This window comes from Streptomyces griseiscabiei (assembly GCF_020010925.1).
In the GTDB taxonomy this organism is placed as follows: domain Bacteria; phylum Actinomycetota; class Actinomycetes; order Streptomycetales; family Streptomycetaceae; genus Streptomyces; species Streptomyces griseiscabiei.
The window spans coordinates 1,992,140-2,005,449 of record NZ_JAGJBZ010000002.1; the positions used below are offsets into that span (position 1 = coordinate 1,992,140).

The 13,310-nt window shown below is 70.5% G+C and carries 8 protein-coding genes; 3 read left to right on the plus strand and 5 right to left on the minus strand.

Annotation, left to right across the window (positions count from 1 at the left end):
- Positions 1 to 156: 156 nt before the first annotated feature.
- Genes J8M51_RS26045 through J8M51_RS26055 form a run of 3 tightly spaced genes read left to right on the plus strand, consistent with a single transcriptional unit; the run spans position 157 to position 3,498 of the window.
- Positions 157 to 1,302 carry an NAD(P)/FAD-dependent oxidoreductase gene (locus J8M51_RS26045; protein WP_267299512.1) on the plus strand — a complete coding sequence of 382 codons (1,146 nt, stop codon included), beginning with the start codon at positions 157 to 159 and terminating at the stop codon, positions 1,300 to 1,302.
- Positions 1,299 to 2,339, plus strand: coding sequence for a saccharopine dehydrogenase (locus J8M51_RS26050; RefSeq protein ID WP_086761631.1), 1,041 nt, complete (start codon positions 1,299 to 1,301; stop codon positions 2,337 to 2,339). The genes J8M51_RS26045 and J8M51_RS26050 overlap by 4 nt, the downstream gene beginning before the upstream one ends.
- Before the next feature lie 7 nt (positions 2,340 to 2,346).
- A complete protein-coding gene (locus J8M51_RS26055; RefSeq protein WP_086761633.1) occupies positions 2,347 to 3,498 on the plus strand; it encodes a saccharopine dehydrogenase family protein in 1,152 nt (383 codons plus the stop codon).
- 22 nt (positions 3,499 to 3,520) lie between these two features.
- Here the strand turns inward: J8M51_RS26055 and J8M51_RS26060 are convergent, their stop codons facing one another.
- The 5 genes from J8M51_RS26060 to J8M51_RS26080 form a co-directional block, all read right to left on the minus strand.
- The gene (locus tag J8M51_RS26060; RefSeq protein WP_267299513.1) at positions 3,521 to 4,744 is read right to left on the minus strand and encodes a serine hydrolase domain-containing protein; all 1,224 of its coding nucleotides are present in this window, start codon (positions 4,742 to 4,744) and stop codon (positions 3,521 to 3,523) included.
- 25 nt (positions 4,745 to 4,769) lie between these two features.
- On the minus strand, positions 4,770 to 6,260 hold the full coding sequence (locus tag J8M51_RS26065; protein ID WP_267299514.1) for an MFS transporter: 1,491 nt from the start codon (positions 6,258 to 6,260) through the stop codon (positions 4,770 to 4,772).
- On the minus strand, positions 6,257 to 6,835 hold the full coding sequence (locus J8M51_RS26070; RefSeq protein ID WP_267299515.1) for a TetR/AcrR family transcriptional regulator: 579 nt from the start codon (positions 6,833 to 6,835) through the stop codon (positions 6,257 to 6,259). The genes J8M51_RS26065 and J8M51_RS26070 overlap by 4 nt, the downstream gene beginning before the upstream one ends.
- Positions 6,836 to 6,940: 105 nt before the next feature.
- Positions 6,941 to 9,760 carry a P-loop NTPase fold protein gene (locus tag J8M51_RS26075; RefSeq protein WP_267299516.1) on the minus strand — a complete coding sequence of 940 codons (2,820 nt, stop codon included), beginning with the start codon at positions 9,758 to 9,760 and terminating at the stop codon, positions 6,941 to 6,943.
- 500 nt (positions 9,761 to 10,260) lie between these two features.
- Positions 10,261 to 13,197, minus strand: a complete 2,937-nt coding sequence (locus tag J8M51_RS26080; protein ID WP_267299517.1) for an AfsR/SARP family transcriptional regulator — start codon at positions 13,195 to 13,197, stop codon at positions 10,261 to 10,263.
- Between the last annotated feature and the right edge of the window lie 113 nt (positions 13,198 to 13,310).

A 13,310-nucleotide genomic window follows, 5' to 3' on the forward strand; every position in this document is an offset into this window, starting at 1 on the left:
GGGTCCGCACGCCCCTGCCCCGTCCCTGCCCTCCGGCCCCGCCCCTTCCCCCGCTCCTTCGGGCAAGTACGCGGGCGCTCCGCATGAACGTTCGCCTGTGGTGGAAGACCTGACTCCGTCGGGCCATCCGACCACGGTCGGCCGAAGGGAGCGTTCGTGATCCGCAGCGCACGGGTCGTCGTCATCGGCGGAGGAGTCATCGGGACGAGCATCGCCTACCATCTGGCCGCCGCCGGAGTGGACGACGTCGTCCTCGTCGAACGCGACGAACTGGCCTCCGGATCGACCGCGAGGGCCGCCGGCGGTGTCCGCGCCCAGTTCTCCGACGAACTCAACATCCAGCTCGGCGCCCGCAGCCTGGAGGCGTTCGGCCGCTTCCGGCAGGAACTGGGCCACGACATCGGACTCCACCGGGTCGGCTACCTCTTCCTCCTGACGACCCCCGACGAGGTCGCCCAGTTCGAGGCCGGCGTCCAGCTCCAGAACGACCTGGGCGTGCCCAGCCGCTTGGTCGACCCCGCCGAGGCGCGGCGGCTCTCCCCGCTGATCTCCACCGACGGCCTGCTCGCCGCCGCGTTCTCGCCCGACGACGGGCACTGCACCCCCGAGTCCGTGGTCCACGGCTACGCCGCAGGGGCCCGCCGCCACGGGGCGACCGTGTTGCGCAACTGCGAGGTCCTCGGCATCGAGACCTGGCGGGACACGATCACGGCCGTGGTCACGAGCAAGGGCCGGATCGTCACCGACACGGTGGTGTGCGCGGCCGGCGCCTGGTCCCGGTCGGTCGGCGTCATGGTCGGCGTCGACCTCCCCGTGGAGCCGCTGCGCCGCCAGATCGCCGTCACCGAACCGGTCCCCGGCCTGCCGCCCGACCTCCCCATGACGATCGACTTCACCAGCAGCCTCTACTTCCACACCGAGGGCCCCGGCCTGCTCGTCGGCATGTCCGACTCCGACGAACGGCCGGGCTTCGCCACCGACACCCACGACCGCTGGATCCCCCGCCTGTACGAGGCCATGGAGCGCCGCGCGCCCGGCCTGCTCGACCTGCGCCGCACGGGCGGCTGGGCGGGCCTGTACGAGATCACACCGGACCACAACGCGCTGATCGGCGAGGCCGGTTCGTGCTCCCGTTTCCTCTACGCGACCGGGTTCTCCGGTCATGGGTTCCTGCAGGGCCCGGCGGTCGGCGAGGTGGTCCGCGACCTGTATCTGGGCCGCGTACCCTTCGTCGACATCAGCCCCTTGAACGTCGACCGGTTCACGGCCGACGCGCTGCGCCCGGAGGCCAACCTCGTATGACCGATCTCCACTTGTGGCTCCGCCACGAGACCCGCACCACCGAACGCCGCACCCCGATCGTGCCGACCGACGCCCGGCGGCTCGTCGAGAACGGCGTACGGATCACCGTCGAGGACTCCGCCCAGCGGATCTTCCCCGTGGCGGAGTACGAGGAGGCCGGCTGCCAGGTCGCCGACCCCGGGTCCTGGGTCTCGGCATCGGCGCGAGCGGTGATCGTGGGCCTGAAGGAACTCCCGGACAGCCCGCCGGAATTGACGCACCGTCATATCTTCTTCGGGCACGCCTACAAGGGGCAGCCCGGCGCCGAGGCCCTGCTGCGCCGGTTCGCCGTCGGGGGCGGAGCTCTGCTCGACCTGGAGTACCTGGTCGACGACCGGGGCCGCAGACTCGCCGCCTTCGGCTTCTGGGCGGGCTATCTGGGCGCGGCCCTCGCCGTACTCCACCACCGGGGCGTGCTGGGGGCCCCGCTCGTCCCCACCACCAGAGAGGCGATGGAGGCCGAACTCCGCGCGTCCACGGGTGACTTGACCGCGCTGGTCATCGGTGCCCTGGGCCGCAGCGGCCGGGGCGCGCGCACGGCGCTCGGCGAGGCCGGTGTCGAACCGACCTGCTGGGACCTGCCCGAGACCCGCGACCTGGACCGCCCGGCGCTGCTGGCCCACGACCTGATGGTCAACACCGTGCTGACCACCAGCCCGGTGCCGCCGTTCCTGACGGACAAGGACCTCGACGGCCCGGACCGCCGTCTGAGGACCCTGTCGGACGTCACGGTCGACGTCGGCTCACCCATGAACGTCCTGCCCGTCTACGACACGACCACGGAGTGGGACGCCCCGGTACGGCGGCTGCGCGAACACCCCCCGCTCGACCTCATCGCCATCGACAACCTGCCCTCCCTGCTGCCCCGCGAGGCGAGCACCGACTTCTCGGCCGCTCTGCTGCCGCAACTGCTGGACTTCGGGACGGGCGGGGCCTGGGGCCGCTGCCTGGACCGGTTCCGCGAGGTCAGCGGCGAACTGGGCCTCACAGAAAGGTAGTAGCCCGATGACCGAGGTGGTCCCCGCGAGCGGCACCGTCCACTGGGTCGGCGCCGGCCTCTCCACGGGCAGCGGCCTGGCCGCCCTGTGCGACACCGCCGCCCGGGTACGGCTGTGGCACCGCACCGAGGAGCGCGCCGAACAGGCCCTGGCCGCACGGGGGCTGGCGGGTCTCGCCGAGCCCCGCGCGTACACACTGCCGGCGCTGGTGGCCGAGCTGGCGCCCGGAGACGTCGTGGTCTCGATGCTTCCGGCCCCGGAACACGGTCCGCTGCTCGGGGCGTGCGTCGGGGCGCGGGCCCACTTCGCCTGCTCCAGCTATGTCTCGGACGCCGTGCTGGAGCAGGTACCGACGGCCGCGTCGGCGGGGATCGCCGTCCTCACCGAGGCGGGTCTCGACCCGGGTGTCGACCATCTCTTCGCCCACAGCCTGATCGCACGGGCGACCGAGGCGATCGGGCCTGAGACCCCCGCCTCGTACACCCTCACCTCCTACTGCGGCGGTGTCCCGGCCGTCCCCAACGACTTCCGCTACCGCTTCAGCTGGGCCCCGGCCGGAGTGCTGGGCGCCCTGCGCTCGCCCGCCCGGTACATCGAGGACGGCGCCGAGACCACGGCCGACCGCCCCTGGACGGCCACCCGCCCGCACGTCATCGACGGCGAGACCTTCGAGGCCTACCCCAACCGCGACAGCGTCCCCTTCGTCGCCCAGTACGGGCTGCCCCCGTCCTGGAAACCGCTGACCTTCGTCCGCGGCACCCTCCGCCTCGACGGCTGGCTCAGCGCGTGGGCCCCGGTCTTCGCGGAGCTGGAGCAGGGCGACGACCGCCGTATCGCCGAGCTGGCGGGCGAACTGGCGGCGCGCCACCCGACGACCGACTCCGACCTCGACCGGGTCGTCCTCGCCGTCTCCCTCGACGTCCACACCGACGCGGGCGCCCACTGGTCCGGCCGCCATCTCCTTGACACCACCGGCACGAAGGAGGAGAGCGCCATGGCCCGCCTGGTGTCCCGCCCCCTAGCCCTCGGGGTGGGACACATCCTGGACGGTTCGCTGCCGGCGGGCCTGAGCAGGGCGGCGGAGACGGGGGAGCGGTCGCGGGTGTGGCTGCGGGAACTGAAGGAGTCCGGCGTGGAGTTCACGGGACGGATCGACTAGCGGCGGCCCCCGTCGGGCGCGGTCAGATCACGGACTCATGCACCAACCGCTTCAACTCCGGATACACCGAGAACGAGGACCGCCGCCGCACCTGCGTCATGAACTGAACGGTCAGATCCCGCGCCGGATCCACCCAGAAGGTCGTCGTCGCGGCCCCGGTCCACCCGAACGTCCCCAGGGAGGACGGGCATTCGGTCACGGACGGGTCGATCACCACGGACACGCCGAGCCCGAACCCGACGCCCACGTTGCCCGGCTGCCGGTGGACGGCACTGCCGTACGTACGGATGTCCGCACCTTCCGGCAGCTGGTTCGTGGCCATCATGGCGACGGACTCGGCGGACAGCAGCCGTACCCCGTCGAGTTCACCGCGCCGCCGCAGGAACTCGGCGAACCGGTGGTAGTCGCGGGCCGAGGCGACCATGCCGCCGCTGCCGGACAGGAAGCGCGGCCGGCCGCGCACCGGGAGGCCGGGGACGGGCGCGATCGACCCGTCCTCCTGCTCGCCGTACAACTCGGCCAGCCGCTGCGCCTGTTCGGGGGTGACCTGGAAGCCCGCGTCCGTCATACCCAGCGGCCCGAGGATCCGCTCGGCGAAGAACACGTCGAGGTCCTGGCCCGACACGACCTCGACGATCCGGCCGAGGACGTTGGTGGAGACGGAGTAGTTCCACTGCGAGCCCGGCTCGAACTGCAGTGGCAGGCGCGCGTACTCCGCGCAGGTCCGCGCCAGATCGGCGCCCGGCCGCACGGAGTTCTCCAGACCCGCGTCGCGGTAGAGCGCGTCCACGGGGTGGTCGTAGTAGAAACCGAAGGTCAGGCCCGAGGTGTGGGTCAGCAGATGGCGGACGAGGATCGGCTGCTCGGCCGGACGGGTCCGGACGTCGGCGCCCGCACCGGACTCGTACACACGGGGCTCGGCGAACTCCGGGAGATAGCGGGAGACCGGGTCCGTGAGCGACAGCCGCCCCTCCTCGACCAGTATCAGCGCGGCGACCGACGTGACCGGCTTGGTCATGGAGTAGACCCGCCACAACGTGTCCGGCTCGACGGGGAGTCGAGCCTTCCGGTCGCGCATGCCGTAGGTCGTGAGGTGGGCGACGCGACCGCCGCGGGCCAGGGACAGCAGATAGCCGGGCAGCCGGCCCTCGTCGACCTGGAGGGCCAGGTACTCGTCCAGCCGGGCCAGGGTCCTCGGGTCGAGGCCGGCCTCGCGCGGCTCTGCCTCTCGGCGCAGTCGTTCCATGGTGGTTCTCCTCCGGTGGCCCGGGTCACGGCTCGCGGTCAGGCCGGTCGCACTCACTCCGGTCGCCCTCACACTTCTTGCCTTCATCGTTCCGTACTGATCGCGTTCCATCCCTCACGGGGCGGGCGGGTCGGGGCATTCGCAGGGCAAGAGGCGCACCGAGTGCGGCCACACCGGCCAGGAGCAGCAGCGCGGGGCGCGTGCCGAGCGGCATCAGCGAGGTCGCGGCGGCCACCCCGAGGGTCGGGCCGATGTTCATCGCGGTCTGCTGCAGCCCGCCCGCCACCCCGGCCGCCTCCGGCGGAGCGTGCCGTACGACGACGGCGGTCGCGGTGACCATCAGCGCGCCGAAACCGGCCCCCAGCAGCAGGAATCCGCCGCCGGTCAGTACGGTCGACGATCCGGGGCCGAGCCCGGACAGTGCCAGCACACCGGCGGTGAGCAGCGCCGTCCCCGTGAGGGCGGTGGGCCGGGCACCCCACCGGCGCAGCAGTACGGCCGACAGGGGTGCCCCGAGCACCATCGTCACACCGCCGGGCAGCGCGACGAGGCTCGTGCGCAGCGGGTCCATGCCGAGCCTGTCCTGGAGGACGAAGCTGCACACGAACAGCGCGCCGAGCATGGCCGCCGACGCCGCCACGAGCACCCCGAGCGCCGCACGGACCGGAACCGAGCCCAGCACGGCGGGCGGCAACAGCGGTTCGGGGGTACGGCGTTCACGGCGGACGAGGGCGACGGCGCAGACGGCGGCGACCAGCAGACCGAGCACCCCGGCCGCCGTCCAGCCCTGCTCGGGCACCCCGACCAGCGTGTGGACGACAGCCGCGAGGGCCACGGCGAGCAGCGCGGCGCCGGGCAGATCGAGGCCGGTCGGGTCGGGACGGGTGCCGTGGCCCTGTTGCGCGCGCTCCGCCCCCGGAGTCCGCACCGCCAGCGCCAGCGCGCCCATGACCAGCGCCGGTACGACGTTGAGGAAGAACACCGCCCGCCAGCCGAGCTGGGCCACGAGGACCCCGCCGACGAGGGGACCGGCGGCGACCGCCACCCCGATGGCGCTGGTCCGCAGCGCGATGGGCATCCCCAGCCGGTCGGGCGGGAACGCGGCCCGCAGCATCCCGAGCGTGGCGGGCTGCAGCAGCGCCCCGAAGACGCCCTGGGCGACCCGCAGCCCGATCACCCAGCCCACCCCGGGTGCGAACCCGATCCCGGCGGACGTCGCCCCGAACCCCAAGACACCCCAGGCGAACACCCGTTGGTGCCCGAACCGGTCACCGAGCCGCCCGGCGAACACCAACAGTCCCGCCACCGCGATCAGATACCCGCTACTGGTCCACTGCACCTCGGTGAGGGAGGCGTCGAGGTCGCGCCGCAGGGACGGCTGAGCGATCATCAGCACCGTTCCGTCGAGGGCGACGATCACGGCACCGAGCACACTGTTGGCGAGGGTGAGCCGGCGGTGGGCGGTCGGTGCCGGGCCGCCCCGGTCCACCCCGGCCTCGGCCGCGGTCGCCGTCATCGCCCCTCGCTCCCCAGGTGCGCGTCCAGCGCGGTCCGCAGCAGGGGCTCCACGTCAGCGGCCCCCGTGGTGAGTTGAAGAGAACCCCAGGTCCACAGCTGGGCGATGCCGTGGAGGTTGGCCAGCAACGCGCCCGCGACGAGCCGCGCGTCGGCGTCGGGCCGGGCCCGCCCCACGAGGTCCACCAGCAGCGAGAAGATCGGCAGACTGGCGTCGCGCAACCCCAACTCGTTGCTCTCCAACAGATCATGACGGAACATCAGCTCGTGCATGCCCCGGTTGCCGAGCGCGAAGTCGAGATAGACCCGCCCCAGCGTCGCGATCTGCTCCCGCGGCCCCGCCGTACCGCCCCCGAGGGCGACCGTCCCCCGCCCCGCCAACTCCTCGAACCCCCGCCGGGCGATCGCCGACAGCAGCTCCGGATGCGTGGGGAAGTACCGCCGCGGCGCCCCGTGCGACACCCCCGCCCGCCGCGCGATCTCCCGCAACGACAGCGCCTGGACGCCCTCCTCGGTCACCAACGCGACCCCGACCTCGACCAGCCGGGACCGCAGTCCCGTGTTCGGCTCGCTCATGGACAGTGTCTACCAGTGGTGCGTAGACACTGTCTACTCGATAGTGGCCCAACGCTGATGACCCTGCCGATGATGACTCCGCGCAGGAGACCGATGCGCCGACCGTCACCTCCGTGGGTGTACGGGGCACGGCTGGAGCCGTGGCGGGGGCAGCGGGCGGGGTGATGAGGGGCCGAGAGTGGAGGGGGTGGCGGCGGGGAGCCCCCACGCGCGGCGGACCTCGTCGATGAGCGATCGGGCGCTGTGCGGTGAGACGCCCAGTTCCAGGCGGGTCTCGGCGAGGAAGTGGGGATGGCCTTCCGGCGCCCGCGCCGCAGCGTCCTTGCTGCGCTGGTCGAAGGAAGCGGCACTGAATATCTGGAGGAAGGTCAGCCCGAAGTACGCGTACGCCGACGCCTCGTGGATGAGCGAGGCGGCCTGCTCCGGCAGGTCCGTCGGTGCGGATCCCGTCGGTGCGGCTGTGGCGAACGCCTCCAGCGCCTGTCGGACGGTGTCGGGGCGGCACTCGCAGTCCGAACGCAACTGATCCATCAGGTCACGGTATTGACTGAGCACAGCCGAGTTCGCGGATGTCCATTGATGTCCACCGAGCAGAGTCCGGAAGCCCGCGAGCGTCTCGGACACCTCCTCCAGGATGAGCTGGCGTGAGATGTCCGTGAACTCCAGGGAGTTGGTCTGCTTGCGCATCTCCACGATGCGGCGCCCGTACCGGATCAGATCGCGGGGGATGCCCCCCGACAGGCCGTGGGCGAGCAGGACGTACGGCGTCGGAGTCGGGTTGTCGGCGGGCGCCAGTCCCGGGGCACGCCTGCCGATGATCTCCTTGGACTTTTCGAGGGTGCACGGCCGGACGTGGACGACATCGTCCAGCGAACTGTCGGTGGAGTCCCGATGGGGCAGGCCGCGGCGGACGAAGGCGGCACCGACGTCCTCCGCGACGGAGACGATGTAGAAGACGTGGGGCACACCGAAGATCGCCTTGATCTCGCTGAGGAAGGCCAGTGCCTGCTCGGCCGAACCGAGGCGGTCGAGTTCGTCGACGGTGATGATCGTGCGCAGGCCCCGCGCGGACAGGTGCTGGGCGATCCTGGCCAGCAGGCTGCGGAAGGTCGCCACGAGTTCGGGGAGGTTGACGGGTACCGAGGAGAGGCCCGAGGTATGGGCGCTGCCCAGGCTGACCAGTTGGGAGACGCCGGAGGTGACTCCGGCCGTGGTGCTCTGCACGGTCCTGAGCCGGTACAACTGGTCGCCGCACTCGGTCACCAGCGGGGGCCGGGGCGGCCGGGGCCGCCACCTTCCCACTCTCAGCAGCGCCCACGCGGTGATGAGGCCCACGAGGCGAGCCTGGTTCTGGGAGTCCAGGAAGACGGCGACCGCGTTCTCGTCGCTGTGCACCAGCCATGTCAAGAGGACCAGACTGCCCAGCGCCGCGGGAGTGAACACACGCGAAGCGGGGAAGCTCCACTGTCCGACCCGGATGGCCCCCCGCAGATGGCCGGTGACCCACAGGGCCATCGCGCTCAGCATGAGCAGCAGGGCGAGGGCGAGGAAGCCGTCGCTCAGGGCCCTCGCGTGTTCCCCGAGCTCCCGGTCCGTGGCGAGGGTCAGGGCCGTACCGGCCAACAGCAGGACGCCCGCGACGGACGACAGACCTCTCGGCACGGCCCGCAGCCGGCGGCGCCAGCGTGCGGATCCGCGCATCAGCCAGATGGACACTCCCACGATCGTGAGGAGCAGACTGACACCGAGGTTGTCCCCCCGCCACACCTCTTGGGCCAGATCGCCGCACCACCGAGCGGAGTCGGCAGCCCACGAGCGCACGGTGGAGATGTGCCTCTCCCACAGGGAGCGCACCACCGCGTAGCAACCCAGGAGTACGAGCGCCGCGGCGGGAAGGCCGAAGAAGGCCCTGCGGCGCAGCCCGCGCAGCGCGACTCGCAGCCGGCGAAGGTTGCGGACGAAGCCGGAGAGTCTTGTGAGGGGCGGCACGCTGTACTTCTCGTGCTCGATGTATCGCTCGTAGACGTCGATGCACAGGGACAGGAGGAAGTCGTGCGGCGTGTACGTGGCCGGCACATGGGTGCGGATCGCGAAGTCGCCGTCCCGCAGGGCGCTGTCGAGGAGGGTGCTCTTGCCGACGCCGCGTGGGCCGCAGACCGCGACGGTGCCGCCGTCGAGGATCTCCAGCTTGCTCTTGAGCTGGTCCGCCGCGCTGCTGGGCACCACGTACCCGTGGTCCCGCGCCGCCCGCAGACCCTCGTAACTGTCCGTCAGGAAGACGGAATGGGGGTCGTCGCGGAGCAGCGCGTCGATCACCCGGTGGACCACGGGGGCGCTGCCGTTGCGCTGAAGGTCGCTCTCCCATTTCCTCGACGCGATCCTGACTCTCCGCGCCCGGAACGGCAGCGAGCACAGTGCGCGGAGGACGAGCACCTGGTTCACGAGGTTCCGCCGGGAGGCGGCCTTGTGGTCGATCCACAACAGCATGGTCGGCAGGGCCACCCCGAGCGGCGCGGAGCCGAGGGCGATGTCGAGGAACGACGCGTCGGGCTCGTACCGCACGATGAGATGTCCGACGCTGATGACGACGGCGATCCAGCCGAGGGCCGTGCGGACGTCGATGCTCACGTCGGCCTTGGCCCGGGAGAGTTGTGCCCGGGTCGTGTGCGCCCTGTCGACAGCCTTCCGGTAGTCGGCGTAGGTGGCCGCGCAGGGTTCCATGCTCCGGGCCATGTTGGGCTGTGCGTGCATCGCCGTGCGTACCGCGTCGGCGGTGACACCGTCCCGGGTGTCCAGCCGCCGGGTCACGCGGAAGTCGCTGAGGCAGGCTTCGACGGTCCTCAGATAGGCGGCCTTCTCGGCGGGATCGGTCAGGTCCGCGGACGTGGTGGTGCCGGCCGGATCCTGGACCCCCGAACTCGCCATGGTCACTCCCCCTCGCGACGTCGACGCCGCGCGAGTGTACCGATCGCCGGGGCGGGATCAGGGTGTTTCGCCGAGCTTCTCGTGGCAGGGTGGGATGTCCGAACTGGAGTGTCCGGACATCCGGGCCGACCGATCGTCGGGGTAATTCAAAGGAACTCGCCGGTAACTTTATCGGGGACCGGATGCGGCCCCGCTTGTCGCTTGTAGCCCCTAGGCTATGTGCGCGGCCGACGTGGCGGCGACGGACGAGGGATCGCATATCGCGAGGAGTACGGCCGTGACGAGGAAGACCGCGGTCAGTGCGTTCGTACGGAGCATAGGTTCGTCGTTCCTTGTGGTTGTGGCTCGACTTGCGGCACCGGATCAGTGGGCGATGCGGTGACGCGCCGACTTAAGCAGTGAAGGAACGTCAATGCAAGTCGACGAGTGGTGTTGCCGCGGGGCCTTCGCTTAATCCTTGGGCCAAGGCTGCCGAGGGTCGCGAATTTGCTGTGCCGGGCTCAGTTCGTGAAACCGCTTTCCGTTTCCTCGGGCAGCTCCGCGAGCGCGTCGAGGTGGCGCCTGGCCGCGGCCTCCTCGTGTGCCGCTCCGATCTCCCTGGCCAGCTCCAGAGCGCGCTGGTGGTGGGCGACGGCCTCATGCGTCCGCCCGGCCGCCTCAAGGGCGACGCCGATCTGGTGAAGGGTGATGGAGCAGTTTCGCCGATCGTCCAGTCGGCGAAAAGTGAAAAGGGCCTGGCGATACATTTCGAGAGCGGTATCCAGCTCATCCGGAATGTGCATCGTCTCCGCCAGATTGACCTGGATGATGGCGCGCCCCTGGTGGTTCTCCTGTCCCGTCTCCTCAAGAAGTCCGAGTGCCTGCCGGAGAAGATTTCCGGCTGTCTCGCGATCCCCGGTTCGCAGTGATATCTCGGACAGATTGTTCAATGCGCGCGACTGCTCCCGGAGATCCCCGCACATTCGGAAACCCTCCAGTGCGTCGGTGCAGGATTTCCTTGCCTCCGCATAGGAATTCAGATAGATCTGGGTGATCCCGAGGTTGTTTCCGGCCCGTGCGCTCTGCCACGTGTCACCGGATTTCCGTCGCATGTCCAGTGCTGATTTCTGGACGTCGAGAGCCGCTCGATGGTCACCGAGATTCCAGTGGACGAGCCCCAGCAGGTGCAGGACATCGGCCTCTGCCGCGGCCTCCCCCGTGGCACGGGCCACGTCCAGGGCGCGGAGCGTGACGGCGAGGGCCCTGTCGTAGTGGCTCGCGTGGTTCTGGGCCGTGCCCAGGTCGACGAGAGCCCGGACCTCGGCATGTCCGTCGCCGACGGCGTGCCAGTGGGCGGCGGCGGCCGTGTGCATGACCTGCGCCACCTCCCAGTGCCCTTCCTCGTCGAGGAAACCGGCCAGCGAGTCGGCCACCAACGCGGCCTGGTGCGCTCGCCCCGCGGCACGGCTGTGCCGCTCGGCGGACACCAGGGCGTGCTGTTCCTGCGACAGCCACCGCCGGGCGGAGCAGGCGTCGCTCCACGGCGGCGCGTCGCTGTCTTCGAGAGATTCGAGGGGACCGAGTGGGACACGGCGGGGATGGGTCCTGGAGGCCGCTCGTGAGGCGGTGCGGACATAGAAGGTGATCAGTGCCTGTACAGCACAGTCACGTGACTGGGGCGTGTCCTCGGAGAGGGTCAGGGTAAGTGCGTACTCCTTGACGAGATCATGAAATCTGTAGAGCTCTGGTCGACTTTCCTGGATGAGATTGGCGTCCAGGAGCTGATCGAGGATCTGCTCGCTCTCCGTCGGGAGGAGACCGGTCAGCGCGGCTGTCGAATAGGCGTCGAATTCGACACCGAGATGCAGACTGAGCAGCCGGAAAACACGTTGTTGGGTGTCGGTCAGTGTGTGGTACGACATCTCGAACGCGCGGGCGACGGCTCTGAAGCCGTCCCGTATTTCTCCCAGTCTGTCCGGCCCTTTGGTGAGTCGTTGAATCAGATGCGAAATGGTCCATGAGGGACGGGAGTTGAGCCGGCCGGCGGCGATTTCGATGGCCAGCGGCAGATGACCGCACAGCCGTACCACCTGGTATGTCCCGTCCGTGTCGGAGGAGCGTTCCGTCCCCACGAGGTGACGGAACAGGGCCACCGCGTCCTCGGTCGGCAGGGTGTCCAGACTGAGCGTGCGCAGCCCCGGCAGACCGGTGAGCCGACGACGGCTGGTGACGATCACCAGTGAGAGGGAGGCCCCCGGCAGCAACGGCCGGACCTGCTCGGGATCGGTCGCGTCGTCGAGGACGATCACTGTCCGGCGGGTGTTGAGCAACGTCCGCCACAGGGAGGTGAGTTCGTCGAGGCCGGACGGCAAGGACCCGGCGGGCACACCGAGGGTGCGCAGCAGTTGACCAAGGGCGTCGACCGGGCTGAGGGGGCGCTGGCCGGACGCGTGGCCGCGCAGATCGAGGAAGAGTTGCGCGTCCGGATAGCTGTCGCGCAGGGCTCGCGCGGTGTGCACCGCGAGCAAGGTCTTCCCCACGCCCGGCATCCCGGAGACCGTGTGCAGCGCGATGGCCCCGCCTGCGGGGGAGACGCAACGCAGAACCCGGGACTCCTCGGCCCTGCCGACCAGATCGCCGTGGCTCGGCAGGGTGCTGGGGGCCGGTGCGGTGGGGGCGGGGCGGGCGAAGAGTTCGGTCACCGGGGCCTGGCGGAGAATGAGCCGGTGCAGGCGGGCCAGCGAACCACCCGGGGCGGTGCCGTACTCCTGGGCGAGCCGCTTCCGTAGCGTGTCGTACACCCGCAGGGCGTCGGTCTGGCGCCCGCATCCGTAGTTGGCGGCCATCAGCTGACCGGCCACGGTCTCGTCGGTGGGATGCGCGTCGAGCAGGGCGGTCAGGTCCGGGACCAGGTCGGCGTAGTGGCCCCGCCGCAGTTCGATGGCCATGCGGGTGAGCGTGGCCGCGAGCCGCTTCTCCGACAGATTCGACCGTACTCCGTGCGCCCACAGGCCGGGCAGCCCGGTGAGGGGCTCGCCGCGCCAGAGCCCCTCCGCCTGCTCCAGCAGTGCCAGGGCGCGTACGTCGTCCCCGCTGTCGGCGAGCGAGCGTGCCTGTTCGCACAGGCGCAGATAGCGATGGGAGTCCACCTGGTCGGGTCGTACGGCAAGCCGATAGGCGTGCGCCTGCTGGGTGAGCAGGTCGCCGAGTTCCTCGTCCCGCAGGCGTCGGCGGATGCGGGCCACGTAGGAGTGGAGGCTCGCCCGCGCCTTGGCGGGTGGCGTTCCGTCCCACAGCCGGTCGATGAGGGTGTCCAGGCTGATCGCCCGGCCCGCGTCCACGGCCAGCGAGGCGAGCGCGAGCCTTTCCTTGGGTGACCCCAGGCCGTCCCGCCGGTCGTCGGCGCACAGTTCGACCGTGCCCAGAATGAGGATGTCCACGTCCACCAGCGCCCCCATCGCTGATCAGTACGTGCGATTCAGATGCCCAAAAGAATGACATGCTGTCAACTTTGGTCAATACGTCGAACAATAACGAAAGTTAGCTTGGCTAAATCGCTCTGGTTGCAACA

Bases quoted from the DNA above. Each gene is read 5' to 3' on its own strand.
- J8M51_RS26050 (WP_086761631.1), top strand. From the start codon at position 1,299: ATGACCGATCTCCACTTGTGGCTCCGCCACGAGACCCGCACCACCGAA.
- J8M51_RS26055 (WP_086761633.1), top strand. From the start codon at position 2,347: ATGACCGAGGTGGTCCCCGCGAGCGGCACCGTCCACTGGGTCGGCGCC.
- J8M51_RS26060 (WP_267299513.1), bottom strand. From the start codon at position 4,744: ATGGAACGACTGCGCCGAGAGGCAGAGCCGCGCGAGGCCGGCCTCGAC.
- J8M51_RS26065 (WP_267299514.1), bottom strand. From the start codon at position 6,260: ATGACGGCGACCGCGGCCGAGGCCGGGGTGGACCGGGGCGGCCCGGCA.
- J8M51_RS26070 (WP_267299515.1), bottom strand. From the start codon at position 6,835: ATGAGCGAGCCGAACACGGGACTGCGGTCCCGGCTGGTCGAGGTCGGG.
- J8M51_RS26075 (WP_267299516.1), bottom strand. From the start codon at position 9,760: ATGGCGAGTTCGGGGGTCCAGGATCCGGCCGGCACCACCACGTCCGCG.
- J8M51_RS26080 (WP_267299517.1), bottom strand. From the start codon at position 13,197: ATGGGGGCGCTGGTGGACGTGGACATCCTCATTCTGGGCACGGTCGAA.